Source organism: Streptomyces sp. NPDC004284 (assembly GCF_042874035.1).
In the GTDB taxonomy this organism is placed as follows: Bacteria; Actinomycetota; Actinomycetes; order Streptomycetales; family Streptomycetaceae; genus Streptomyces.
Genome location: NZ_JBIAMJ010000005.1, coordinates 134,714 through 160,146, shown reverse-complemented (window position 1 = coordinate 160,146; position 25,433 = coordinate 134,714). Strand labels below are relative to the sequence as shown.

General features: G+C 72.1%; 22 protein-coding genes and 1 pseudogene. 10 read left to right on the top strand and 13 right to left on the bottom strand.

Annotated features, from left to right (window positions below; all coding sequences use genetic code 11):
* Positions 1 to 44 precede the first annotated feature (44 nt).
* Complete coding sequence (locus tag ACFYUS_RS15490) at positions 45 to 1,667, top strand: protein kinase (RefSeq protein ID WP_388851032.1); 1,623 nt, start codon at positions 45 to 47, stop codon at positions 1,665 to 1,667.
* A 34-nt stretch (positions 1,668 to 1,701) separates the two neighbouring features.
* Here ACFYUS_RS15490 and ACFYUS_RS15485 read toward each other — a convergent pair whose 3' ends face one another.
* The 3 genes and pseudogenes from ACFYUS_RS15485 to ACFYUS_RS15475 form a co-directional block, all read right to left on the bottom strand.
* Positions 1,702 to 2,718, bottom strand: coding sequence for a phosphotransferase (locus tag ACFYUS_RS15485; RefSeq protein ID WP_388851029.1), 1,017 nt, complete (start codon positions 2,716 to 2,718; stop codon positions 1,702 to 1,704).
* A 261-nt stretch (positions 2,719 to 2,979) separates the two neighbouring features.
* A pseudogene (locus tag ACFYUS_RS15480) lies at positions 2,980 to 3,363 on the bottom strand (pyridoxamine 5'-phosphate oxidase family protein); the annotation flags it as partial.
* Between the two features lie 153 nt (positions 3,364 to 3,516).
* Positions 3,517 to 4,176: a response regulator gene (locus tag ACFYUS_RS15475; RefSeq protein WP_388851026.1), complete on the bottom strand. Its 660-nt coding sequence runs from the start codon at positions 4,174 to 4,176 to the stop codon at positions 3,517 to 3,519.
* Between the two features lie 338 nt (positions 4,177 to 4,514).
* On the opposite strand from ACFYUS_RS15475, the gene pdhA reads away from it, so the two are divergent.
* The 6 genes from pdhA (at position 4,515) to ACFYUS_RS15445 (ending at position 10,679) form a co-directional block, all read left to right on the top strand.
* Positions 4,515 to 5,699, top strand: coding sequence for a pyruvate dehydrogenase (acetyl-transferring) E1 component subunit alpha (gene pdhA, locus ACFYUS_RS15470; RefSeq protein WP_388851023.1), 1,185 nt, complete (start codon positions 4,515 to 4,517; stop codon positions 5,697 to 5,699).
* A gap of 2 nt (positions 5,700 to 5,701) precedes the next feature.
* Positions 5,702 to 6,682 carry an alpha-ketoacid dehydrogenase subunit beta gene (locus tag ACFYUS_RS15465; protein ID WP_093875189.1) on the top strand — a complete coding sequence of 327 codons (981 nt, stop codon included), beginning with the start codon at positions 5,702 to 5,704 and terminating at the stop codon, positions 6,680 to 6,682.
* A 13-nt stretch (positions 6,683 to 6,695) separates the two neighbouring features.
* Entirely contained in the window at positions 6,696 to 8,075 is a 1,380-nt protein-coding gene (locus ACFYUS_RS15460; protein ID WP_388851019.1) for a dihydrolipoamide acetyltransferase family protein, read from the top strand.
* 74 nt (positions 8,076 to 8,149) lie between these two features.
* A complete protein-coding gene (locus ACFYUS_RS15455; protein WP_388851016.1) occupies positions 8,150 to 8,659 on the top strand; it encodes a hypothetical protein in 510 nt (169 codons plus the stop codon).
* Between the two features lie 59 nt (positions 8,660 to 8,718).
* On the top strand, positions 8,719 to 9,393 hold the full coding sequence (locus tag ACFYUS_RS15450; protein WP_388851014.1) for a GntR family transcriptional regulator: 675 nt from the start codon (positions 8,719 to 8,721) through the stop codon (positions 9,391 to 9,393).
* A complete protein-coding gene (locus tag ACFYUS_RS15445) occupies positions 9,390 to 10,679 on the top strand; it encodes a nitrate/nitrite transporter (protein ID WP_388851011.1) in 1,290 nt (429 codons plus the stop codon). Before ACFYUS_RS15450 ends, ACFYUS_RS15445 begins: the two co-directional genes overlap by 4 nt.
* 13 nt (positions 10,680 to 10,692) lie before the next feature.
* Here the strand turns inward: ACFYUS_RS15445 and ACFYUS_RS15440 are convergent, their stop codons facing one another.
* Entirely contained in the window at positions 10,693 to 11,520 is an 828-nt protein-coding gene (locus ACFYUS_RS15440; RefSeq protein ID WP_388851008.1) for a maleylpyruvate isomerase family mycothiol-dependent enzyme, read from the bottom strand.
* 155 nt (positions 11,521 to 11,675) lie between these two features.
* Here ACFYUS_RS15440 and ACFYUS_RS15435 point away from each other — a divergent pair, with 155 nt between their 5' ends.
* Both ACFYUS_RS15435 and ACFYUS_RS15430 read left to right on the top strand, forming a co-directional pair.
* Positions 11,676 to 12,479 (top strand): carbon-nitrogen family hydrolase, encoded by an 804-nt coding sequence (locus ACFYUS_RS15435; RefSeq protein WP_388851005.1) that lies wholly within the window; start codon positions 11,676 to 11,678, stop codon positions 12,477 to 12,479.
* Between the two features lie 74 nt (positions 12,480 to 12,553).
* Positions 12,554 to 13,675, top strand: coding sequence for an SMI1/KNR4 family protein (locus ACFYUS_RS15430; protein ID WP_388851002.1), 1,122 nt, complete (start codon positions 12,554 to 12,556; stop codon positions 13,673 to 13,675).
* On the opposite strand, the gene ACFYUS_RS15425 is transcribed toward ACFYUS_RS15430, so the two are convergent.
* The 6 genes from ACFYUS_RS15425 to ACFYUS_RS15400 form a co-directional block, all read right to left on the bottom strand.
* Entirely contained in the window at positions 13,672 to 14,511 is an 840-nt protein-coding gene (locus tag ACFYUS_RS15425; protein WP_388850999.1) for a histidine kinase, read from the bottom strand. The two genes, ACFYUS_RS15430 and ACFYUS_RS15425, sit on opposite strands and share 4 nt — an antisense overlap.
* A 7-nt stretch (positions 14,512 to 14,518) precedes the next feature.
* Entirely contained in the window at positions 14,519 to 15,127 is a 609-nt protein-coding gene (locus ACFYUS_RS15420; RefSeq protein WP_388850996.1) for a hypothetical protein, read from the bottom strand.
* A 17-nt stretch (positions 15,128 to 15,144) separates the two neighbouring features.
* Entirely contained in the window at positions 15,145 to 16,602 is a 1,458-nt protein-coding gene (locus ACFYUS_RS15415) for a hypothetical protein (RefSeq protein ID WP_388850993.1), read from the bottom strand.
* 11 nt (positions 16,603 to 16,613) lie between these two features.
* A complete protein-coding gene (locus tag ACFYUS_RS15410; RefSeq protein WP_388850990.1) occupies positions 16,614 to 16,988 on the bottom strand; it encodes a hypothetical protein in 375 nt (124 codons plus the stop codon).
* Positions 16,989 to 17,164: 176 nt separating this feature from the next.
* A complete protein-coding gene (locus ACFYUS_RS15405) occupies positions 17,165 to 17,650 on the bottom strand; it encodes an LURP-one-related/scramblase family protein (RefSeq protein ID WP_388850987.1) in 486 nt (161 codons plus the stop codon).
* 31 nt (positions 17,651 to 17,681) lie between these two features.
* A complete protein-coding gene (locus tag ACFYUS_RS15400; RefSeq protein WP_388850984.1) occupies positions 17,682 to 18,431 on the bottom strand; it encodes a hypothetical protein in 750 nt (249 codons plus the stop codon).
* Positions 18,432 to 20,000: 1,569 nt separating this feature from the next.
* Between ACFYUS_RS15400 and ACFYUS_RS15395 the strand changes: the two genes are divergently transcribed.
* Positions 20,001 to 21,794 (top strand): NHL domain-containing thioredoxin family protein, encoded by a 1,794-nt coding sequence (locus ACFYUS_RS15395; protein ID WP_388850981.1) that lies wholly within the window; start codon positions 20,001 to 20,003, stop codon positions 21,792 to 21,794.
* On the opposite strand, the gene ACFYUS_RS15390 is transcribed toward ACFYUS_RS15395, so the two are convergent.
* The 3 genes from ACFYUS_RS15390 to ACFYUS_RS15380 form a co-directional block, all read right to left on the bottom strand.
* Positions 21,795 to 22,118 (bottom strand): hypothetical protein, encoded by a 324-nt coding sequence (locus ACFYUS_RS15390; protein ID WP_388850978.1) that lies wholly within the window; start codon positions 22,116 to 22,118, stop codon positions 21,795 to 21,797.
* Between the two features lie 77 nt (positions 22,119 to 22,195).
* Positions 22,196 to 24,517, bottom strand: a complete 2,322-nt coding sequence (locus ACFYUS_RS15385) for a hypothetical protein (protein ID WP_388850975.1) — start codon at positions 24,515 to 24,517, stop codon at positions 22,196 to 22,198.
* Positions 24,518 to 24,633: 116 nt separating this feature from the next.
* The gene (locus ACFYUS_RS15380; protein WP_388850972.1) at positions 24,634 to 25,338 is read right to left on the bottom strand and encodes a hypothetical protein; all 705 of its coding nucleotides are present in this window, start codon (positions 25,336 to 25,338) and stop codon (positions 24,634 to 24,636) included.
* Positions 25,339 to 25,433 lie beyond the last annotated feature (95 nt).

Here is a 25,433-nt window from a genome sequence, read left to right as displayed (position 1 = left end):
AGCGTGACGACTGGACACGGCACGACAGACGACGGCGAGGACTGATGGCACCCGAATCCGGAGCAGGTAACGGTGTGCCGGAGGCGTCGGCGGAATCCTGGGGCGAGGGCGGCGTCGTCGGCGACGGCCGTTACCGCCTGACGCACCGTCTGGGCCGCGGCGGCATGGCGGAGGTCTTCGCCGCCGAGGACGTACGGCTCGGCCGCACCGTGGCCGTCAAGCTGCTGCGCGCCGATCTCGCCGAGGACCCGGTCTCCAAGGCGCGCTTCACCCGTGAGGCGCAGTCCGTCGCCGGGCTCAACCACCACGCGATCGTCGCCGTGTACGACTCCGGCGAGGACCTCGTGGGCGGCCGGCCCGTCCCGTACATCGTGATGGAGCTCGTCGAGGGCCGCACCATCCGCGACCTGCTGCTCAGCGCCGAGGCGCCGGGTCCCGAGCAGGCGCTGATCATCGTCTCCGGGGTCCTGGAGGCGCTGGCCTACTCGCACCAGCACGGCATCGTGCACCGCGACATCAAGCCGGCGAACGTGATCATCACCAACAGCGGTGCGGTGAAGGTCATGGACTTCGGCATCGCGCGCGCCCTGCACGGCGCGCAGTCGACGATGACCCAGACCGGCATGGTCATGGGCACCCCGCAGTACCTCTCCCCCGAGCAGGCCCTCGGCAAGGCGGTCGACCACCGCTCCGACCTGTACGCGACGGGCTGCCTGCTCTACGAACTCCTCGCGCTGCGTCCCCCGTTCACCGGCGAGACCCCGCTGTCCGTCGTGTACCAGCACGTCCAGGACGTGCCGGTCCCGCCGTCCGACGTGACGGGGTCCGTGCCGCCGGAGCTCGACGGCCTGGTGATGCGCTCGCTCGCGAAGGACCCGGACGACCGGTTCCAGAGCGCCGAGGAGATGCGCGGGCTCATCCAGTACGCCCTGTCGATGCTCCAGCAGCAGGGCGGCTACACCGGCACGTGGAACACCGGGCCGGTCGAGATGTACGACGGCGGGCACGCCCAGGGCGGCGGCCTGGCCGCGACGACCGCGATGGGCCACCCGATGCACGGCGAGACCGCGCAGGGCCCGATCCTCCCGCCGATGAACCCGAACGACGGCGGGTACAACGGCTACGACGGCGGCACGGGCGGCACCGTCGGCTACGGCCAGGACGCGTACGGCCCGCAGAACGGCGGCCGCGGCAACCGGGCCAAGATGGTGCTGTTCGCCGCGCTCGCGCTGATCGCGATCGTCGCCGGCATCGCGTACGCGATCGACAAGGCGGGCGACTCGGGCGGTGGCGGCGGCGTGAATCCGACGAAGACCGTCACCAACTCCCCGTCGACCGCCTCCGAGGAGCCCACCGCCACGGAGGAGCCCACCCAGGAGCACACCGAGGAGCAGGGCACCACGACCGGCGGCGACTCGACCCAGCAGCCGTGGAACCCGCCGCAGACGCAGCAGCCGACCCGGTCCACGGGCGAGCCGACGACCGAGGCGCCGACGCAGCCGACGACCGCCCCGCCGACGGAGTCCACGGACACGCCGACGGAGTCGACGGATCAGCCGACGACCGAGGCGCCGACGCAGCCGACGGACCAGCCGACCGACGACTCCTCCGGCGGCAACGGCAACCCGGACACCCCGACGACGGGCGCGGGAGCCGTGACCGGCTGACCGGTCCTCTCCTCCCCGGCCTTCTCCGGCGTGGTCAGCCGGCGAAGGCGTCGTGGACCGCCGCGTACTCGCGCGTCCACCAGACCGCCAGGGCCGACACCGCGGGGAACTGCGGGTCGGCCCTCCGGTCGTGCAGCTGGTAGCGCCAGCGCAGCGTCCAGAAGTCGTTGAGCCGCTCCCACCACACCCGGTGCGCCGCCGCCGCCAGCTCGGCGCCGTCCGCGCCCGTCGCCCTCCGGTACGCGCGCGCGTAGGCCCGTACCTTCTCCAGGGCCAGCTGTCCCTCCGGCCGTACGAAGAAGATGGCGGCGGCCCTGACCGCCTCCTCGGCCCGGGGGCGGACCCCCAGCCGGTCCCAGTCGACGATCGCGGCGGGCTCCGCGCCCCGGTAGAGCAGGTTCAGCGGGTGGAAGTCGCCGTGCACCCAGCCGGCCGCGGAGGCGGGCGGCGGGCGGTGGTGGGCGTGCTGGGCGAGCAGTCTGCGCCGCTCCCTGAGCCGGTGCGCGGCGAGCGCGTCGAAGTTGTCGCGGGGGCGGTGCGCGCGGGCGAGGCGGAGCAGTTCGTCGATGGCCCGGAAGGTGTCCTCGGGGTGGGCGCTCTCGTGGTCGCCGCCCGGCGGCGGGGACTCCATGACCTGCTCCAGGCAGGTGTGGACGCGGCCGAGGAGGGTGCCGAGGCGCCGTGAGCAGCCGGTGGAGAGCTGGGTGCCGTGGCGGTGGCGGCCGTCGACCCAGGGGTGCAGGGCGTAGCAGTGACCGCCGACGAGCGCGACCGTGCGGCCCCGGCTGTCGGGGAGCGGCGGGGCCACGGGCAGTCCCAGGGCGTGCAGGCGCTGGGTGGCGCGGTGCTGGCGGGTGATGGTGGCCCGGTCGGAGGTGGGGGCGTCCAGGTGCTGTTTCAGGAAGTAGGAGCCGCGGGTGGTGGAGAGCCGGTAGCCGCGGTTGAGCAGGCCCTCGGTGACGGGGACGCAGGAGAGGGGTTCGCCGACGTCCGTGTAGCGGCGCAGGAGGGGGCGGAGGGGCGGAGCGTGGAGTACAGATGAGCGCGGCACTCCGCAGATGTTAGATCACGCTGCGTGGTGAAGGGGTCGCTCTTCGGAATGCTCTTCGGAGCGCTCTTCGAGACGGGTTTCGGGATGGGCTTCGAGACCGGCTTCGAGACCGGCTCCGGGACCGGCTCCGGGACCGGCTCCGGGACGGGCTTCGGGACGGGCTTCGGGACGGGCTTCGGGACGGGCTTCGGGACGGGCTTCGGGATGGGCTTCGAGGCCGGCTCCAGGACCGGCTTCGGGACCCGCTTCGGGCCGGCCGCTGTAGTCGAGTTCGTGGACCGTCACGAACTGCGGATCGATCCGCATGAACACCGGGGTGAAGGGCTCGCCGTCCACCTGGACGGGCTCGGGGCCGAAGGCCGCCAGCTCCTCCGCCGTCGCCTCGACGATCTCGGCGGTGCCGGTGAACTGCACGGACCAGATCCGCTCGGCGCCGGAGCCGAAGTTGTCCGCGCCGTACGCGACGACGCTGCCGTTGCACGCGCGGTGGTAGCCGAGGCCGCGGTGCATCCGGAGCAGGACGCGGCCGTCGGACACGATGTGGCGGGCGGGGGCGACGAACGGCATCGCCCGCATGCTCGTCGCCACCCGGCCGTACGACACGCGGCCGAGCAGCTCGATGGCGCGGATCTCCTCGGTGGGCATGGCCTCGTCGGTGGACATGGCTTCCACTCTCCGCCACCGGCACCGTGTCGGAAAAGGGGCCCCTGCCCCGGTTCGACGGGGACGTAGGTCCCGAAAACGGTCCGTCGGCCCCGGCCTGGTCCGTACGGGTGGGACCGGGACCCGCCCGTGCTCCTAGTGGCGCTCGACCTGGAGCCGCGCCACGTACGCCGCGGCCTGCGAGCGCCGCTCCATGCCCAGCTTCGACAGCAGGCTGGAGACGTAGTTCTTGATGGTCTTCTCCGCGAGGTGGAGCCGCTCGCCGATGACCCGGTTGGTCAGGCCCTCGCCGATCAGGTCCAGGATCCTGCGCTCCTGTTCCGTCAGGCTGGCCAGCTTGTCGTCGCGCTTGGGGTTGTTGCCGTCGCGCAGCCGCTCCAGGACCCGGGCGGTGGCCACCGGGTCGAGGAGCGACTTTCCGGCGGCGACGTCCCGCACGGCGTTGAGGAGTTCGTTGCCCCGGATGGCCTTGAGGACATAGCCCGAGGCCCCGGCCATGATCGCGTCGAAGAGGGCCTCGTCGTCCGCGTACGAGGTCAGCATCAGGCACTTGATCGACTCGTCCTGCGAGCGGATCTCCCGGCACACCTCCACCCCGCTGCCGTCCGGCAGCCGGACGTCGAGCACCGCGACGTCGGGGCGGGTCGCGGGGATCCTGACCAGCGCGTCCGCCGCCGTCCCGGCCTCGCCGACCACCTCGATGTCGTCCTCCACGGAGAGCAGCTCGTGGACGCCGCGCCGCACGACTTCATGGTCGTCCAGCAGAAATACCCGGATTTTTCCTTCTTCGCGCACGCAGTCAGTCTCACATATTGGGTCTTCCGGCGCCCGGGGTGCGCGGGATAACGTGCCGGGTGTTCCGACGACGGCGTCGGGCCGTTGTCCATGCGCTGACCAGCGGTGTTTCCCCTATTCCTCGATTTACTTGGAAATCCAAGCAAAATCGCAGGTCAAGTGGGGTTTCGCGGGAATGCCGCGTCATGGGTAACGTGCCTATGACGGCGTTCGCCGGAGCACCTGTCACGCCCCACTCCGGCCGCGTCGCACCCACCCCGTGCGAAGGTACGGACAAGGCGGAGCCGCACTGGCCTCACCGGCGAACCCGGGGGCCGGACCGACGGAGGAGCACGCACGTGACCGTGGAGAGCACTGCCGCGCGCAAGACGACGCGACGCAGCAGCGGCACCAAGCGCACCGCAAGCGCGAGCACGAGCACCACCAAGAAGGCGACGGCCACCACGGCCACGGAGCCCGAGCTCGTTCAGCTGCTGACGCCCGAAGGGGAGCGCGTTCAGCACCCCGAGTACGACATCGATCTGAGCGCCGAGGAGCTGCGCGGCCTCTACCGCGACATGGTCCTCACCCGTCGCTTCGACGCCGAGGCCACCGCTCTGCAGCGGCAGGGCGAGCTGGGCCTGTGGGCCTCGCTGCTCGGCCAGGAGGCCGCGCAGATCGGTTCCGGCCGGGCCCTGCGCGATGACGACTACGTCTTCCCGACCTATCGCGAGCACGGCGTCGCCTGGTGCCGCGGGGTCGACCCGACGAATCTGCTGGGAATGTTCCGCGGCGTGAACAACGGCGGCTGGGACCCCAACAGCAACAATTTCCACCTGTACACGATCGTCCTCGGCTCGCAGACCCTGCACGCCACCGGCTATGCCATGGGCATCGCCAAGGACGGCGCGGACTCCGCCGTACTCGCCTACTTCGGCGACGGCGCCTCCAGCCAGGGCGACGTCAACGAGTCGTTCGTGTTCTCCTCGGTCTACAACGCCCCGGTCGTGTTCTTCTGCCAGAACAACCAGTGGGCCATTTCCGAGCCCACCGAGAAGCAGACCCGCGTCCCGCTCTACCAGCGCGCCCGCGGCTTCGGCTTCCCCGGCATCCGCGTCGACGGCAACGACGTCCTCGCCTGCCTGGCCGTGACCCGCTCCGCCCTGGAGCGCGCCCGCCGCGGCGAGGGCCCGACGCTCATCGAGGCCTTCACCTACCGCATGGCGGCCCACACCACCTCGGACGACCCGACCCGCTACCGCCGCGACGCGGAGCGCGAGGAGTGGGAGGCCAAGGACCCGATCCTGCGCCTCAAGGCGTACCTGGAGAACGAGGGCCACGCCGACGCGGCCTTCTTCGAGGAGCTGGAGGCCGAGAGCGAGGCCCTCGGCAAGAGCGTCCGCGAGGTCGTACGCGCCATGCCCGTCCCGGACCACATGGCGATGTTCGACAACGTGTACGCGGACGGGCACGCGCTCGTCGACGAGGAGCGCGCGCAGTACGCCGCCTACCAGGCGTCCTTCGAGGGCGGAGAGGCCGAGTAATCATGGCTGTTCAGAAGCTTCCCCTGGCCAAGGCGCTCAACGAGTCGCTGCGCAAGGCCCTGGAGACCGACCCCAAGGTCGTCATCATGGGTCTGGACGTCGGCAAGCTCGGCGGTGTCTTCCGGATCACCGACGGCCTGCAGAAGGACTTCGGCGAGGACCGCGTCGTCGACACCCCGCTCGCCGAGTCCGGCATCGTCGGCACCGCGATCGGCCTCGCCCTGCGCGGCTACCGGCCGGTCGTGGAGATCCAGTTCGACGGCTTCGTCTTCCCCGCGTACGACCAGATCGTCACGCAGCTGGCGAAGATGCGGGCCCGCTCGCTCGGCACCGTGAAGATGCCGGTCGTCATCCGCATCCCGTACGGCGGCGGCATCGGCGCGGTCGAGCACCACTCCGAGTCCCCCGAGTCGCTCTTCGCGCACGTCGCGGGCCTCAAGGTCGTCACCCCGGCGAACTCCTCCGACGCCTACTGGATGCTCCAGCAGGCGATCCAGAGCGACGACCCGGTCATCTTCTTCGAGCCCAAGCGCCGCTACTGGGACAAGGGCGAGGTCGACACCGAGGCCATCCCCGGCGAGCTGCACAAGGCCCGCGTCGCCCGCGAGGGCACGGACCTCACCCTCGTCGCCTACGGCCCGATGGTGAAGACCTGTCTGGAGGCGGCCGCCGCCGCGGCCGAGGAGGGCAAGTCGATCGAGGTCGTGGACCTGCGCTCGATCTCCCCGCTCGACTTCGACACCATCCAGGCCTCGGTCGAGAAGACCCGCCGCCTGGTGGTCGTCCACGAGGCCCCGGTGTTCTTCGGCTCCGGCGCGGAGATCGCCGCCCGCATCACCGAGCGCTGCTTCTACCACCTGGAGGCCCCCGTCCTGCGGGTCGGCGGCTACCACGCGCCGTACCCGCCGGCGCGCCTGGAGGAGGAGTACCTGCCGGGCCTGGACCGCGTGCTCGACGCCGTCGACCGCTCGCTGGCGTACTGAGGAGAGCCGCACGATGACGATCCGCGAATTCAAGATGCCCGACGTGGGCGAGGGCCTGACCGAGGCCGAGATCCTCAAGTGGTACGTCCAGCCCGGTGACACCGTCACCGACGGGCAGGTCGTCTGCGAGGTCGAGACGGCCAAGGCCGCCGTCGAGCTGCCGATCCCCTTCGACGGCACGGTCCACGAACTGCTCTTCCCCGAGGGCACCACGGTCGACGTCGGCCAGGTCATCATCTCGGTGAACGTGGGCGGCGGCGCCGCTCCCGAGGAGCCGGCGGCGCCCGCCGCGGCCGCCGCCCCCGCGCAGGAGCCGGTGGCCGAGCCGCAGCCGGAGGGCCGTCAGCCGGTCCTCGTCGGCTACGGCGTGGCCGCGAGCTCCACCAAGCGCCGGGCCCGCAAGACGACGGCCGCCGAGCCCGCCGCGGTGGTCGTGCCCGAGCAGCTGAACGGCCACGCCCCGGTCGCCGAGCGCCCGCTGGCCAAGCCGCCGGTGCGCAAGCTCGCCAAGGACCTCGGCGTCGACCTGGCCTCGGTCACCCCGACCGGCCCGGACGGGATCATCACCCGCGAGGACGTCCACCGCGCGGCGGCTCCGGCCCCGGCGCCCGTGGCCGCTCCCGCGCCCGTCGCCGCGGCCCCCGCTCCGGTGGCGGCGGCCCCGGCTGCCACGCCCGTCGTCTCGACGGACGCCCGGGAGACCCGTATCCCCATCAAGGGCGTACGGAAGGCCACGGCGGCGGCGATGGTCGGCTCGGCCTTCACCGCGCCGCACGTCACCGAGTTCGTGACCTTCGACATCACGCGCACGATGAAGCTGGTCGAGGAGCTCAAGGCCGACAAGGACATGGCGGGCCTGCGGGTCAACCCGCTCCTCCTCATCGCCAAGGCCGTCCTGGTCGCCGCCAAGCGCAACCCGGACATCAACGCGGCCTGGGACGAGGCGAACCAGGAGATCGTCCTCAAGCACTACGTGAACCTGGGCATCGCCGCGGCCACCCCGCGCGGTCTGATCGTGCCGAACATCAAGGACGCGCACGCCCAGACCCTGCCCGAGCTCTCGAAGTCCCTGAGCGAGCTCGTCGCCACCGCCCGCGAGGGCAAGACCACCCCGGCGGCCATGCAGGGCGGCACCTTCACCATCACCAACGTCGGCGTCTTCGGCGTCGACACCGGCACGCCCATCCTGAACCCCGGCGAGTCCGCGATCCTCGCGGTCGGCGCGATCAAGCTCCAGCCGTGGGTCCACAAGGGCAAGGTGAAGCCGCGTCAGGTCACCACCCTCGCCCTCTCCTTCGACCACCGCCTGGTCGACGGCGAGCTCGGCTCCAAGTTCCTGGCGGACGTCGCCGCGATCCTGGAGAACCCGAAGAGGCTCATCACCTGGGCGTAGTGGCTCGGTTGTCGCGTTTCACGTGAAACATCCGGTGGTGGCTTCGGCCGCCACCGGATGTTTGGGTTGAGGGCATGGACCTCCACCTCGCACCCCCGCACGGCGCCGGGCCCGTACACCTCGGCATGACGCTCGACGAGGCGGTCGCCGCCGTCTCCCCCTGGGGCGAGCCCCGTGTGCGCACCCGGCCGAACCGCGTCCTGGCGACGGTCTCGGTCATCTGCGACCACATGGGCGTCGAGGTGCTCCTGGAGGAGGAGGACACGGTCACGGCCGTCGAGCTGTGGTGGCCGGGGGAGGGGCGGGAGAGCTCGACGCGGGTGCTCCTGGAGGGCGTCGGCGTGCTGGGCGTCCCCGCTCCCGACCTCTTCCGGACCCCCGCCGACGACGTCCTCGGGCACCTCGCCGCCCAGGGGTGGCGGGTGCACGACGCGGACGGCGAAGCCCCCTTCGTGGCCGGCCTCTCGCTCGGCTTCACCCGCCGCACCTCCCAGGAGGTCCCGCGTCGGCGCGACGGCCTCCCCGTGCACTTCACCTCCGTCCTCGTCGGCGGCGAGGACTACTACGACCACCGCCTCCCGTAAGCGGTCCAGGATGCGGACGTGGCTGTCTGATGCACCTCTGTTGTATCTATTCTGTGCGCATGTCATCCGCCCCAGCCGGTCCCCTCGCCCCGCCCGCCAAGCAGCCACCCGCCGCCGACCGCGTCTACATGCACGTCAAGCAGGCCGTACTCGACCGGCGCTACGAGGGGGGCACCCTCCTCACCGAGGGGGAACTCGCCCAGGCCGTCGGGGTGTCCAGGACCCCCGTCCGCGAGGCGCTGCTCAAGCTGGAGATGGAAGGGCTGCTGAAGCTCTACCCGAAGAAGGGCGCCCTCGTCCTCGCCGTCTCCGCGCAGGAGATCGCCGACGTCGTCGAGACCCGGCTGCTCGTCGAGGAGTTCGCCGTCCGCCGGGCCGTCCCCGCGCCCGCCACGCTCGTCGCCCGCCTCGAAGAGCTCCTGGAGGAGCAGAAGCGGCGCGCCGAGGCCGGGGACCTCGCCGAGGTCGCCGTCACCGACCGCTGCTTCCACGCCGAGATCGTCCGGCACGCCGGCAACCAGATCCTCGCCCGCCTCTACGACCAGCTCCGCGACCGGCAGCTGCGCATGGGCGTCGCCGTGATGCAGTCCCAGCCCGACCGCGTCGCCAAGAACATCACCGAGCACGCCGAGATCCTCGACCGCATCAAGGCCGGCGACGTCGAGGGCGCCGCGCACTGCGTCCGCCAGCACCTCAGCTGGGTCAAGGTCCTGGTCCGGGGGGACGCCCGATGAGGACCTCCCTCCCCGGAGACCCGCCCGGCGGAAAGCGGGCCGCCCTCGTCTGGGGCGTCGGCGTCGCCGTCTACTTCGTCGCCGTCATCTTCCGCACGTCCCTGGGCGTCGCCGGACTCGACGCCGCCGACCGCTTCGACGTCAACGCCTCCGCGCTCTCCACCTTCTCCATACTGCAGCTGCTCGTCTACGCGGGCATGCAGATACCCGTCGGCCTCATGGTCGACCGCCTCGGCACCAAGAAGGTCCTGGCCCTCGGCGTCGTCCTCTTCACCGTCGGCCAGCTGGGCTTCGCGCTCTCCCCCTCGTACGGCACGGCGCTCGCCTCCCGCGCCCTCCTCGGCTGCGGCGACGCCATGACCTTCATCAGCGTCCTGCGGCTCGGCAGCCGCTGGTTCCCCGCCCGCCGCGGCCCGCTCATCGGCCAGGTCGCCGCCCTCTTCGGCATGGCCGGCAACCTCGTCTCGACCGTCTTCATCGCCCGCGCCCTGCACGGCCTCGGCTGGACGACCACCTTCGTCGGCAGCTCCCTCGCGGGCGTCCTCGTCCTCGTCCTGCTGCTGCTCCTCCTCAAGGACCACCCCGAGGGGTACGAGCCGGCGCCCGCCACGCACGCGGGTGCCGCCTTCGTCCGCCGCCAGATCGCCGAGTCCTGGCGCGAGCCCGGCACCCGGCTCGGCATGTGGGTGCACTTCACCACCCAGTTCCCGGCCATGGTGTTCCTGCTGCTCTGGGGCCTGCCCTACCTCGTCGAGGCCCAGGGCCTGTCCCGGTCCACCGCCGGAACCCTGCTCACCCTGGTCGTCCTCTCGAACATGGTCGTCGGCCTCGCGTACGGGCAGATCATCGCCCGCCACCACGCGGCCCGCGCCCCCCTCGCCCTCGGCACGGTCGCGGCCACCGCCCTGCTGTGGGGGACCACCCTCGCGTACCCCGGCCACGCGCCGATGTGGCTGCTCGTCACCCTCTGCCTGGTCCTCGGCGCCTGCGGACCGGCCTCGATGATCGGCTTCGACTTCGCCCGCCCGGCCAACCCGCCGGAGCGCCAGGGCACCGCCTCGGGCATCGTCAACATGGGCGGTTTCATCGCCTCGATGACGACGCTGCTCGCCGTGGGCGTGCTGCTCGACGCGACCGGCGGCAACTACCGGATCGCGTTCTCCTCGGTCTTCGTCCTGGAGGCCCTCGGACTCGTGCAGATCCTGCGCCTCAAGGCCCGCACCCACCGCAGGGAACGGGAACGGCTCGTCGCCAGCCGCGTCGAGGCCGTGCACGTACCCGTATAGAACGTGGCGCGACCTATCGGGGCGTCACCGCGAAGTTGTCCAGGATCGCCGCCGCGAGATCGGCGTCGCCCTCCGTCTTGACCCGGTCGGCCACCTCGGCCGGCCGGACCCGGCCGCAGGCCAGGCGCACGAACGTCTCCCAGTCCATCGCCAGCGTCACCGCCGGGCCCAGCGACGGCGCGCCGTCGATCGTGCCGCGGCCCTCCGCGTCCACCCGTATCGTCCGCAGGAACTCCACCGGGCCGGTCACGTCGAGCACCACCGCCGAGGACGCGGGCGCCCCGGCGTCCTTGGCGACCACGTCCGGCAGGGCCTCCAGGAGCACGTCCCGGGCCACGAGCGCACCCGCCGAGTCCAGGTTCCCCGGCACGCCCAGCGCCGCCCGCAGGTCCTGCTCGTGCACCCACACGTCGAAGGCCCGGTCCCGGTAGCCCGTTTCGAGGGTCTGCTCGGCGCTGAGGGGAGCGCGGATCAGATGCTCGGGGGAGCGGTTCTCGTTGCGGAGCTGACGGGCCCGCCGGATCAGGATGTACTCCAGCTCCGAGGTCATCTCCGGGGAGGTGTGGTGCCGCCGCACATCGACCTGGACCTCCATGTAGCGGGCGAAGTCACTGCGTACGTGGTACAGGTCGCGGGGCAGGGAGTGGATCGGCCGCGGGTCGCCGAGCATCTCCGTCTCCATGCCGATCACATGGGACACGATGTCCCGCACCGACCAGCCGATGCACGGGGTCGGCCGGTTCCATTCGCTCTCCACGAGCGGCTGCACCAGCTCGGCTATCGCCTCGATGGAATGGGTCCAGGCGTCTGCGTAGTTCTGGAGGCTGGGATGGACGGTCACGGGACCCCTCGGCGGTTCTTCGGTGCGCGGGCTGAAAACACGACTGGGTGGGAGGCTCGGACGCTAAGTTACGCTGCCCGAAGGCACCCCGGCAGTGCTTTCGTGTGACGATCGTAGGCCGGTGTTGACGGCTCGAATGCCAGGACGGTGGTAGTGTGCGCGCCTCGCTGATCCAGATCGCGGTAGACCCGGACGAACCGGTCGACGCCAGACGCGCCCGCGTGGCACGTCTCGTACGGGAGGAATCCGGCCACGCGGACCTCGTCGTCCTGCCGGAACTGTGGACCGTCGGCGCCTTCGCCGCCGACCTCTTCGCCGCCGAGTCCGAGCCGCTGAACGGCCCCACCCACCGGGCGATGGCGGCGGCCGCCCGCGACGCCGGGGTCTGGCTGCACGCCGGCTCCTTCGTCGAGGCGGAGGGCGGCGCCCTCTACAACACCTCGCTCCTCCTCTCCCCCGACGGCGAACTCGCCGCCTCCTACCGGAAGATCCACCGCTTCGGCTTCGACAAGGGCGAGGCCGTGCTCATGGCCGCCGGCGAGGACCTCGTCACCGTCGACCTCCCGCTCCTCACCGTCGGCGTCGCCACCTGCTACGACCTGCGCTTCCCCGAGCTCTTCCGCGGCCTCGTCGACGCGGGCGCCCAGGCCTTCGTCGTCCCCGCCGGCTGGCCCGCCCGCCGCCGCGCCCACTGGACCCTCCTCGCCCGCGCCCGGGCCGTCGAGAACCAGGCGTACGTCCTCGCCTGCGGCACCGCCGGCACCCACGCGGGCGTCGAACAGGCCGGTCACTCGATCGTCGTCGACCCCTGGGGCGAGACCCTCGCGGAGGCCGGCCCGGACGAGGAGATCCTGCGGGTCGTCCTCGACCCGGCGAAGGTCCGCACGACCCGGGAGGAGTTCCCGGCGCTCAAGGACCGGGTGCTCGGCATCGCGGCACCCCGCATCCGACGGGGCTGAGCGCCGTCGGGCCCGGCCCCGGGGCCGGGCCCGCCCCCGTCCCGCCCAGCCCCCACCGAGAGGCCCACACCCCCGTGACCGACCCCGACACGGCGGCCCTCGCCGCCTTCGCCGCGCTCTTCGGAGCGCCGCCCGAGGAGCCCGCGCCGCCCGTCGACTGGGAGGCGGTGGAGGAGTGGCTCGGGCTGCGGCTGCCTGCCGACTACAAGGCGATAGCCGCCGCGTACGGCCCGCTCGACATCGGGGAACGGCTGTGGCTGCACACCCCGTTCGCGAGCGACGCGCGCCTCTTCGACTACGGGAGTTTCGTCGAGGGCGGCCGGCGGGCCGCCCCCGGTGTCCTTCCCTTCGGGGCCACCCGCATGTCCGACACGCTCTACTGGGACACGACCGCCTCGGACGACCCGGACGAATGGCCCGTCGTCGTCCACGTGCAGGATCTCGCCCATTCCGGCAAGGACCCCTGGCTCCGCCCCGGCACCACCCTCCTGCCCACCCTCACCGGCTTCGTCTCCGACGGCCTGCGCCCGCACCTCGCCCGCAGCGGCGTCGCCGGAGGCGAACTGTCCGCCTGGACCCCGCCGGCCCGGCGCCCCGAACCGACCCCCGAGCAGCGCGCGGCCCTCACCGGCGGCGGCACCGGCCTCGACGCCCTCACCGCCCTGGTCCCGCCGCCCGCCGCTCCGCACCTCGGCGAGCAGAGCTGGGAGTGGCTGTACGAACGCCTCGGCACCCGCCTCCCCACCGAGTACGTCCGCCTGATGGAGACGTACGGCGGCGGCGAGTGGTGCCAGTGGCTGCGCTTCAGCACCCCGCTGGGCACCGGGCACTACGACCTGGCGGGCACGGAGGAGTGGTACGGCGAGGCCTACCGGAGCCTGCGCGCCGGCCACCCCCAGTACCACCCGCTGGCCGTCTGGCCCGAGCCCGGCGGCTTCCTTCCCTTCGCCGACTCCATCGACGGCGACCAGCTGTGCTGGCTCACCGAGGGCGACACCCCCGACGACTGGCCGCTGATCGTCGTCCCGCGCCATGCCGACCAGGGCCCGCCGCTCACCGGCACGCTCACCGGGATCCTGCTCGCCTGGCTGCGCGGCGAACTCCGCACGGAGGGCCTCCCCCGCCTCGTACGCCCCCACGAGGACCCGCTCGACGTCATCGGCTTCGAGCCGTACGGCCCGGAGGACGAGGACTAGCGCAGCTCCGCCGCGTCCGGCAGCAGTGCGGTCAGTTCCTGCCAGACGCGCTTCGGGGCGACCCGGCGCAGCCGGAACGGGCTGTCGGCGGGCGCGCCGCCCTCCGCGAGGGGCTCGGCGGGCAGTTCGCGCAGCCAGTAGCCGAGCGGGCCGCAGTCCCAGGCGGCGACCGCGCGGGCGACCACGCCCTGGGCGCCGTCCTGCCGGCCCTGCCAGGCGGCGGTCATGCGCCACTGGGAGCGGAGCTCGACGATCAGGTCCGCGAGCCGGGAGGCGGTCGGGGCGGTCACGGAGGCGCCTCCCGCCGCGCGCAGCGCCTCCGCGACGAGGGACCGCTCGTCCGCGCCGGGCTCCGCGGAGGCCTTCTCCAGGGCCGCGAGCCCGGCCTCCAGGACGCCCATCGTCGTCTCGACGACCTCCTCGCCCTCGAACCCGCCCGACTGCCGCAGGGCCACCAGGTCGGCGAGCGTCCACACCACGGTCCTGGGCTCCACGAGCCGGTACTCGGCCTCCTCCTCGCCCGGCCAGGTCTCGTGGCACACGACGTGCTCGTCGCCGATCAGCAGCCCGTGGTGGAGGGTGCCCTGCCGGCCGCCCGCCTCCAGGGAGACGATCACGGACGGCTGGACGAGGGTCTTCATCAGCGGCAGCAGGAGGGCGGACAGCTCCCCCGCCCCGTTGGCCAGCCCGGCGTCCCGCAGCCGCGCCGCCGCCGGCTCCAGGGCGTCCGGGACCGGCTGACCGGTCGCCAGCTGGGCGAGGACGAAGACCTCGTCGTCGTTCAGCCGGAAGCGGGATCGGGTCACGTCGAAGGAAGGCATCTCACGCTCACTCATCAGGGGGTCAGTACTGGGACTCGGTCCAGAAGTGGGTCACGCGGGACAGCCCGGCCTTCACCGCGCCGAGCTGCGTCAGCGTGGAGCGGTCCACGCCCGCGAAGATCAGGGCGAGCGACAGGTCCCCGCCCTCGGCACGCCCGTCGACCCGCACGGACAGCCTGCGGTTCTTCCCGCGTCCGGTCTCCTGGACGGTGATCCTGACGCCGGGGTCCTCGTCGTCCGCGGCGCGGGTCAGGACGTAGCCGTGCTTGTCGAGGGCCGCGAGCCGGTAGTGGTCGCCCGCGTACCGCATCGCCAGCGCGCGCTGCTCCAGCGTGGCGCCGAAACGGTTCCGCTCCACGTACACGACCCGGTCGCCGACCCGCAGCGTCGACCGGTTCAGACCCGGCAGCCTCATCCCCTCGACGTGCATCCCGCGCGCCTCGAAGGAGGCGGTCGGCAGCCGCCCGCCGCGCACCTCCGAGACGAGCGACTCGGGGGAGGTGCGGGGGAGGGGGCAGGTCAGCAGGATCTCGCCGAACTCCGGCGAGACCCCCTTCCAGCCGGCCCGGTAGTCGTGCCGGTTCCCCTCCTTCCACGCCTGGAGGTCGAAGGCGGTCACCTGGATGTGCATCTGTCTCGAACTCCTGCTCAGTCGAAGGGATTCAGCGCGCTGCCGAGCTTCTTCGCCCCGTCCTTGAGCCCGTTCCCGATGTCGGACGCCGTGTCGCCGACCCAGTCCCCGGCCGCTTCCAGGCCCTTTCCGATCGCCTCGTGGTTGTCCCAGATCAGCGCCGCGCCGTACGCCACGCCCGTACCGACCGCGAGGCCGAGCGTGACCGGGTTGGGTGCCACGGTCAGCGCGGTCAGCGAGGCGTTGAAGGCCGTCCCGGTGAGGTCCGTGGCGAACTTCGCCGGGTCCGCCTTGATCATGTCCGTGTCGTACGTGGCGAGGTTGGCCACGCCGTACGCGGTGGCGGCCACGCCGCCGACGACACCCGCGCCGCGCAGCCAGCCCGCCGCCTTGGCCGCGTTGGCCAGGCCGCCGTTCTGCGCGACCTTCAGCAGGTTGGCCTCGGCGGCCGTCGGCATGAAGAAGGCGCCGTTGCGCATGAACCCGCCGTACATGGCGGCCTCGTCGGAGCCGGTGATCGCGGTCGCGACACCCGGCGGCACCTTGCTGAGCAGACTGCCCGGAGCGGCCCCCGCCAGCCGCATGTTGAACTGCTTCGACAGGAAGGTGCCGGGTGCGGTCGGGTGCGTGAACGGCGGCCGGAGCGCCTTGGACAGCTTGTACGAGTAGAGGCCGGCGGCCGTCAGGGCGCTGGAGAACGCGCCCGCCGTGATGGCGCCCCGGGTGAACTTGTCGACCAGATCGGCGAGTTTCTCGTTGCCGGTGAGCTTGGCGATGCCGTCGCGCTGGAGCCGCTGGACGTAGTCGTCGAGCGTCTCGTCGTCCTTCATCTTCAGCCAGGCCAGGTCCATCCGGTCGTCCTTGGCCTTGTCGTCGGCCGCGGCGACCTTGCCCGCGTCACCGTTGAAGCCGGTGCCGAGGGTCTCGTCGTTCTTGTCGCCGTAGCCGTCCTCGACCACGGCCTCCAGGTCCTTCTTCAGGTCCTGGTCGGCGACGTCGAAGGCCTTCACACAGCCGTCCAGGTGCTCGGCCCAGGCCGCCTCGGCCTCCCGGACGCTCCTCGCGCCGTCCGGGTCGTGGTGCAGCGCGCTGCGCTCCTCGGGGGTCAGCCGGTCGTAGTCGTACGCGACCCTCCCCGCCTCGGAGACCTTCATGCCGGCCTTCACGGCGTCGGCACGGGCGCTCTCCAGCTGCTTCTTCAGCTCCGTGAACTGCTCGTGGGCGTTGCGCAGCAGCGTCGCGGTGGCCTTCGCCTGCGTCTGCGCCGCCTGGTACTCGTAGCGGGTGGCGGTGAAGTTGGTGTGGGCGGCGGTCGCGCTCTCGCCCAGCCAGGTCTGCGCGGTGGTCAGCGACTGCACGCTGTCCCGGTAGCGCTCCTCCACCTTGTGCAGCTCGCCCGCCATCTCGTCCCACTTGTCGGCGGCGGTGGCGAGCTTGCCCAGGTCGGTCGTCATGATCTCGGCGTACGTCAGCACGGGCCGCCCCCTCAGTACTGCCCGATGCGGGAGGTCGGCTGGACCCCCGCGAGACGGGCACGGGTGTCGGTCTCCTGCCGGCCGAAGGCGTCCGCCGTGCCGCGCAGGGCGGTCTTCTCGGAGGCGAGCCGGGCGAGGAGCGTCCTGACCTGCTTGTCCCAGGTGGTCCCGACGGTCTTCAGACCGGCCGCGGTCGCCCAGCCGGCGAAGCCGCCGGCGGCCTCCGTGGTGGCGGCGTCCGCCCACGTGGCGGCCTTGCTGGTGTTCGGCTCCAGCTCGGTCTCGATCGTGTTCGCCGCGGCCTTCTTCTTTGCTGGTGCGGTGGCGAGATCGGGCGCCCCGCCCGCCGCACCGCCACCGCCGCCGTCGAGCTGGTTCAACCGCATCCCGACGGGGGCCTGTTCCGTCGCGTCGGATCGTATTCCGGCCCATTCCTCGTCAAAGCCCATACCGCACTGCCCCCATGGAAGAATGCTTATCACTTTGCAGGTGCATCGTATGTTTCCGTGGTGACGGTGCGGGGCGCAAGGCCGGACGGCACGTCCGCCGACCTGTTCGCCGTCTAGTCCTCCCGCTCGGCCATCCGGATGACGCACACGGCGACCGCGATCTGCAGCGCCGCGTCCGCGTCCTCGCGGACCACGTTCACCGCGTACGTGTCGCGGACGTGGAACCACTGCCGGGAGATGTGCGCGAGGAGCTCGCCCTCGTACTCGACGGTGAACTCCCGGTCCAGGATCCGGCCGCTGACGTCCAGTTCGGTGCCGTCGACGAGCGTCACCCGGTAGTGGTTGCGGAGCAGGGAGAGGCGCTTGCGGCGGACGGTCGCGAGCGGCTGCCCGTCCCGCTCGATCGTCATCGCGTCCCGGAGGCTGAACATCTTCTGCCGCAGGGTGACGAGGACCCGCCCGTCGGGGTCCTTCAGCTCCAGGGTGTCGCGCAGCCGCAGGGCCTTGCCGTCGACGAGGAAGGCGTGGCGGCCCCGCTCGTCCTCGATCCAGTAGTCGTCGCCGATCGCGAAGATCTTGTCCCGTACGAGATATTTCACGCGCCTATGTCTGCCCCGCCCGCCGGGCTTCTCACCCGAAGTACCGGGTGAACGCGTCCGGCGTGGCGCCGAGCATCTCCCCGAACGGCGAGTCGAGCTGATGGATCAGCAGCACGGTGAAGGCGATGAACCCGGAGAGCCCCATCACCATCACCACGTGCGTCGTGCTCCTCTTGATCCCGAAGAGGAACATGAACGCCAGCGTCAGCACACCCCCGATCAGCAGCCCCGTCCACAGCACGGGGGACAGCCGTTCCTGCGCCGCCGCCTCCCGCCCCCGCCGCGCGTCGTCGACGTACCCCAGCTGGGCCAGCACCTCCTGGGCCGCGATCTGCTCCGGCACCCTGGCCGAGTCGTCCACCTCGCTCGCCTTCCGGAGCTGAGCGAGCAGCGTCCAGCCGGATTCGCCGAGCGGCTCACGGGCGACCATCTCCGGCCACTCGACGTCGACGACGTGCCGGGCGTACGTCCGCGCCGCGTCCCGCAGTCGCTGCCGCTGCGCGACGGGCATGGCGTCCGCGAGCAGATACGTCTGGTGCAGGGCGCTCGCCTCGGCCTGCACGTGGTCGTCGGCGGAGGAGCGGGTGTCCCAGACCGAGACCAGACAGAGCCCGAGCACGATCGCGTAGAGCACCGACACCATCATGGCGATGTACTCCGCGACGTCCTCCCGCGGCTCCTCGTCCTCCCCGACCGGGAACAGCCTGGTCTTGGCGAACACGGAGAGCGCGGCGACGACCGCGACCCCCAGAACGACGAAAAGCGTCTCGAACAAGGCCACCGTCACTTCCCCCGATTCCCGAGCAGCGCCGCCGCGACGGCCGCGGGAATCAAGATCAACAGCAACATCATCACAACCCCGAACTCCTTCGCCTCCCTCCCCCGCCGCCTCAACCGCCCCAAAAACCCCTCGTCATCCCGCACGGCGAGCGCCCGCGGCGGGCGGGTGGCGGCGGTGGTGGTGGAGTCGGTGGTGGTGGAGTCGGCGGTCGTGGGGGCGGGGGGCCTGGGGGTGGGGGGCCTGGGGGTGGCAGGGGGTACGGCTCCGGTTCCGGCCCCGGCCCCGGTTGCAGTCCCAGTCCCGGCCCCGGTTCCAGTCCCGGTCCCGGTCCCAGTCCCGGCCCCTGAGCCGGTCCCAGCCCCAGCCCCAACCCCAGCCCCGGCCCCGGCCCCTGAGCCGGCGCCAGCAGTCCCGGGAGCACGGGGAGCACGGGGAGCCCCGGGGACACCGGCAGTTCCGGCAACCCCAGCGGCCCCGCCAGCGCCAGCAGCACCACTGGTCCGGGCAGCACCAGTGGCACCACCGGTCCGGGTAGCACCAGTGGCACCACCGGTCCGGGTAGCACCAGCGGCACCGGCAGACCCAGGGGCACCACCCGCGCCAGGCGAAACCCCACCACTCCCCCCGGCCCCACTGCCCCCACCGCCCCCCCGTACGACGGCAGGCGAGGCAAGGGTGAAGACGGCGGAGGACCGAGCCGTGAGCGTCGGCGCGGGGACGAGGGAGCCTCCGGCGTCATAGGTGGGGACCCGGTCGCTGCCGGTGGCGAGCCCGGTGCTCCGGTGGGTGCCGGGCGGACGCCGGACGATGGCCGCGCAGCGGACCGAGGCGCCCGGGGGGAGCCGGGACGCGGCGGTGCCGCAGTCGACGGTGCCGGGGCCGAGGGCCAGGGCGGCGTCCTCGACGCGTACGGCGTGGACGGGGCGGTTGCCGAGGTTGGTCACGGTGTACGTGACGGTCGCGGTCCCGGATGCGCCGGCCCCGACCGCGACCCGCTCGGTGAGCGCGAGGCCCCCGGCGACGCCGTCGTACCCGGAGCGGGCGGTGGCGCCGATCCGCCGCCCGAGGGACGGGATGTCGCCCTCGGCCCGCGCGGTGGCGAGGTGCGCCCCGGGCAGGGCCTGGAAACGGGCGACGCACTCGAACTCCCGGAGCGCGCCGAGCGTCTGCCGGGGGCACCGTACGACCCCGCCGGGCACGCCCGGGTCGACGACCCGCACCCCGTACAGATGCGCCTCGCCGTGGTTCACCAGCCGGTACCGCTTCACGATCTGCGCCCCGGCCCGCGCGGAGGGTGGCCGCGCCGCGCTGTCGGCCCGCCCGTCCACGGTGACGGTCATCCGCAGCGCCCCGTCCCCGGCGCCACCGGCCCAGGCGACGGCGCCGGGCAGCACGAGAAGTACCGCCACCAGCAGCCCACCGCTCACCCGACGGCGGTAATAGTCCGATGATCTGCCCGCACGCGTCATGCGCCCCATGCCACCGCCCGCCCCCGACCACCCCCCGGCCAGGACACGCCCCGTCCCCCCACCCGGCCCCGGTTTTCCACCCGTACGGCACTCTTGAACCATGAACGACTCTGCGCCCACCCCCGCGCCCCGACGTGCCCGTGTCCGTGCCCCCGAGCTGATCGGCAAGGGCGGCTGGCTGAACACCGGCGGAGAAGAACTGACCCTCGCCGATCTGCGGGGAAAGATCGTTCTGCTCGATTTCTGGACGTTCTGCTGCGTGAACTGCCTGCACGTCCTCGACGAGCTCCGGGACCTGGAGGAGAAGCACCGCGACACGCTCGTGATCGTCGGGGTGCATTCGCCGAAGTTCGTGCACGAGGCCGAGCATCAGGCGGTCGTCGACGCCGTCGAGCGGTACGAGGTGCATCACCCGGTGCTCGACGACCCGGAGCTCGCGACCTGGAAGCAGTACGCGGTGCGGGCGTGGCCGACGCTCGTCGTGATCGATCCCGAGGGGTATGTCGTCGCGCAGCACGCCGGTGAGGGGCATGCCAACGCGATCCGGACGCTCGTGGAGGAGCTGGAGGCGGAGCACGAGGCGAAGGGGACGCTGCGGCGCGGGGACGGGCCGTATGTGGCGCCCGAGCCGGTCGCGACCGATCTGCGGTTCCCCGGGAAGGTCATCACGCTGGACGGCGGGAACTTCCTCGTCTCGGACACCACCCGGCACCAGCTCGTCGAGCTCGCCGAGGACGGCGAGACCGTGGTGCGGCGGATCGGTGAAGGGGTGTTCCGGGAGCCGCAGGGGCTCGCGCTGCTGCCCGGTGGCAAGGTCGTCGTCGCCGACACCGTGAACCACGCGCTGCGGACGTACGACCCGGAGACGGGTGCGATCGAGCTCGTCGCCGGCACCGGGAAGCAGTGGTGGCAGGGGTCCCCGACCTCCGGACCCGCCCTCGACGTCGACCTGTCCTCGCCGTGGGACGTCGCGTGGTGGCAGGGCAAGGTGTGGATCGCGATGGCGGGTGTGCACCAGCTGTGGACGTACGACCCGGAGAGCGGGACCGTCGAGGTCGCGGCCGGGACGACGAACGAGGGACTCGTCGACGGGCCCGCGGCCGAGGCGTGGTTCGCGCAGCCCTCGGGACTCGCCGCCACCGAGGAGCGGCTGTGGATCGCCGACTCGGAGACCAGCGCCGTGCGGTGGATCGACACGGAGGGGGTCGTGCACACGGCCGTCGGGACCGGGCTCTTCGACTTCGGGCACCGGGACGGCGCCGCCGGACAGGCGCTGCTCCAGCACCCGCTGGGCGTGACCGCGCTGCCCGACGGTTCGGTCGCCGTCTCCGACACGTACAACCACGCCCTGCGCCGCTACGACCCCGCCACCGGCGAGGTCACCACCCTCGCCACCGATCTGCGCGAGCCCAGCGACGCGGTCCTCGTCGGCGGCGACATCGTGGTCGTCGAGTCCGCCCGGCACCGGCTGACCCGGCTGCGGCTGCCCGAGGAGGCCGTCCAGGTCGAGTCCGCCGCCTACCGGACGCGGCGGGAGGCCACCGAGGTCGCCCCCGGCCGGCTCCGCCTCGACGTCGTCTTCCAGGCGCCGACCGGGCAGAAGCTGGACGAGCGGTACGGCCCCTCGACCCGTCTCCTGGTCTCCTCGACCCCGCCGGAGCTGCTGCTCGGCGGCGAGGGCACCGGGACCGATCTCTTCCGCGAGCTCGAACTGAACCCGGACGTCACCGAGGGCGTGCTGCACGTCTCCGCGATGGCCGCCTCCTGCGACGACGACCCGGCCAACGAGTACCCGGCCTGCCACGTCCACCAGCAGGACTGGGGCGTCCCGGTGAAGCTCACGGCCGACGGCGTCGCCCGTCTCCCGCTGATCCTCGCCGGCATGGACGGCTAGTCAGCGGACGATCCCCTGGTTCCTGGACGGGCGCCCCGCGGCCCCGTCCAGGCACCCCTCCACCCACGCCGCCGGATCGTGCGCGGCCCGCTCGCCGCCCATCCCCTGCCGCTCCATGCCGGCGCACTCCCCCTCGCGCAGGGCGCGCCACTTGGTGATCCGTACGGCCTGGAGGTAGCCGCCCTCGTACGCGATGTCCGTTCCCCAGGGTGGACGTTCGTCGTACCGGCCGATCAGGACGGCCGCCGCCGCCGTACCCAGGAGCACGGCGGCGGCGACGACGGTGACGAACTTCCGCAGGGGTGGACCCTCATGGCGATGCATGGGGAGACGCTGTCAGGAGGGGCCTTTCGCGGATGTTTCGCGAGGGGCCGCTGGCTTCGCCGGTTCGGCGCGCCAGTTCAGTCCCCCTCGTAGGCGCCCTCCTCGTCCTCCGTGTCGTACGGGTCTTCGTCCAGGTCCTTCGCGGAGGTTTTGCGGCGCAGGTTCTCGACGTCGGTCTGGATTCCCAGCAGCAGTTTGTGGAGATCGTCGAGCATGCTCAGTGGTGCGAGCGGGGTGTGCTCGCCGACCTCCGGCTCCAGGGCGAGGAGCCGGTCCAGGGAGTCCCGAGCCCCCAGGATGTGGAGGCGCAGGCTCTTGCGGTGCTCGGCCGCGCGCTGGCTGGGGAGGGGCGGCGTGTCACCCGCCCGCGGCGTGGGGATGTCGCCGAGGACGAAGGAGTCCCCCTCAGGGAACAGTCCTTCCGGCTCGGGCATCCCGTCCTCCCCGGCGGAGGAGCCCTCCTCGTCGGCCGACGGAGAGGACGCGGCGGGCTCGGCCTTCTGAGCGGGATTGGCGGGCTTCTTGACCCGGTCGGGGTCGGAGGCGGCGACGACATCCCACTCGTACAGCAGCACGGGAACGCCGTCGGCGGTCCGCGCGGTCTTGTCCTCTGCCGCGGGGTCGACCCGGAAGTAGGCGTAGGGCTTCTCGGCGGACTGGGACGCGTCCTTCCCGGTGAGGCTCTGCCTGGCGACCGAGTTCATCGGCAGGTCGTCGGCACGGAACGTGTTGGCGGCCATCGCCAGGGTCCAGAGGCCCAGCTCGTTGTCCTGACGGGACAGGCCTTCGATGATCACGCTCGTGTCGGCCCGGAACGGGACGCCGCCCTTCTCCTTCGGCGCGTCGAGCGAGGAGCCGACGTTCCGGGTGAGCAGCTTGTCCGCGATCAGCGCCGCGCCGCCGGCCACGGCCAGGGTGCAGCGGGCGTTGACGTCTCCGAGCATGGCCGGCTCCACCAGCGTGGTGAAGTCATCGGTGGGTACGGGGACCCAGTCGCCGGTGACGAGGCCGGTCAGCACGCCGCCGTTGTTCCACGCGTTGCGCGCCTGCTTGGTGACCAGGCTCTTCCGGGAGCGCCACGGCAGGTCGATCATCGGCCCGAGCAGCCCGGCGAAGGCCTTCACGCTCATGCGCTTGCCGCCCTTGATGGCCTTGGCCTGGTCCTTGAGCGCGTCGAGCAGGTCGGGTTTGGTCAGCGCGCTGACCAGATAGACGGCACGCCAGAGCGCGGTGCCCGGGGGGCGGCCGGTGCTGCCGAACATCTCGGGGAGGTCGGCCACGGGGATGCGGCCGACGGCGAGACCGTACACGTCCTGGAGGTCGGAGGTGCTCCAGCGTGGGTCGCCGACCTGGATGACGCGCTTGAGCGCGCGCGTGATGACCTCCACATTCTGGGCGGCGGCATCCCACTGCTTGAACTCGACGTGGATCGAGGCGAGTACGGAGCGGATGGCGTCGTCGAAGAGGTCTTCCGGGGACAGCAGACGTCCCGCGTGCCCCTCGATGCCGACGGCGATCTGGGCCGGCACGGCGTAGGACTGGAAGATCTGGGCCGCGCGCGGTCCCGGTACTTCCCCCGCGATCTCCTCGTCGAACTCCTTTCGGAGCTTCGCGCGCCACGCCGCTCGGGAATCCGTCAGGCGTTTCCGCAGGTCAGAGCCGCTTTCTCGGGCTGAATCGGCCGAGATGCCACCGAGGAGCGCGTTCGTGGCCAGCGTGGCGACGGTGCTCTCTTCCTCTCCGGACCCGGCGAGCACGGCCCAGGCGCTGGCGAGTCGCGTGATGCCGTCCCGCACCACGAGGACCTCGATCGGGTCGGTGCCGTCCTCGAAGGTGATCGAGACCGGGTGGACGATCAGGTTGCGGGTCACCGACCGGGTCAGGATGGACTGGGCGTACGTGTTGATCGACAGGGTGGCGTGGATGGTCTGCCACACGTGGTTCCGCAGGTGGTCGAAGCTCTCGTACCGGTACTCGACGACGGCGCTCGGCTGACCTTCGTGGGCAAGCCCCTGGACCTGGGGGTCGGGAACCTCCATGACCGACATGCCGGTGCGGGGCTGGATGCCGGGGAAGAGCTCGCTCATCAGGACACGGGTCACGGCTGAGTGGAGCGTGGCGCCCTCTACGTTCTCGGTCATAAGGACGCCGGTGGGGTCGTTCGGCGTGGGGCGGAGCTGGAGGGCCAGGGCGTCGGGGTGGGTGGTGGCGTGAGCTATGGCGGCCCAGGCGGTCTCGGGAAGCCGGATGCTCGGGTTGTTCCGCGCGGCCGTGAGGATGGCGTTCTGCTGCTCGGTGGTCGGCTCCTGCGGGAGCTGGCGGGCGATGTTGGTGACCTGGACGGTCTCCCCCTCCCAGGGGACGTCCAGGGTGAGAGCGGTGATGGGGCCGGTGGGCACGGTGGTGACCTCCTGGGTGGAGAGGCAGTCGGGAACGGGTGGTGCGAGGGGTCCCTCCGGGGGCGGGGCGGGGTGTGTGGTTGCCCGCCCCGCCCCCGGAGGGCCGTTGTGCGGTGTCAGAGCGTTTCCGGGGCGGCGCCCGGCGGCGGCGACGAGGGCCGACGGGGGTCGTCCGTGGTGTCCGGCCGGTTGCGGTACTGATGACTCGCCCAGGCGTGGTCCCGCGCAAGGTCGACGGGAAGCAGCGCGTCGGCTTCGGAGCACGGCAGCCCGGCGGTCAGCGTGGAGCCGGGCGGGAGGAGGACCGCTTCGTCCCGGGTGAGCCGGTACCAGGCGTGGCCGTTCCCGCTCGTACGCATGAGGACGAGCGCCGAGTCTCCGTGGTCGAGGTGCGTGGCGATCCGCGCCATCGCCCGCTGGAAGGCCTGCTCCTCGTGCGTCTTCCCGGCATGGAAGACGGTGGTCCTGGAGAAGGTGAGGAACGTAAGGGTCCGGAAGAACTCGGTCGCCGGGCCACCGAAGCGGCCGGGACGAGGCCGTCGCATCGCCTTCTGGTGCAGCCTCAACCGATCGATGAAGAAGGGGAGTTCACCAGGGGTGAGCGAGATGACGGACAGGGTCGTGTGTCCATGCCAGCGCGAGCAGCCCATGAAGTGGAGGTGCGAGGGCAGGGCGCCCCGCGCCAGGGGCAGCTGAATGCCGGTCTTGCTCTTCCTGGAGTGGTGCGACGGAATGGACTCCGGCGCGTGGCCGGTGGGGTCCATGGTCGATTCGGGCTCGCCGAGGCGGGCCGTGATCGGGGTGTGCGGGTCGGGGCTCATGGAGGCGCCTCCTGGCTCTACGGGGCGCCGATCGCAGGCAACAAGCCGTGCGACGAGCCCAGTTGATGGTGCGGTCCTTTGAGACTGGCACGCCA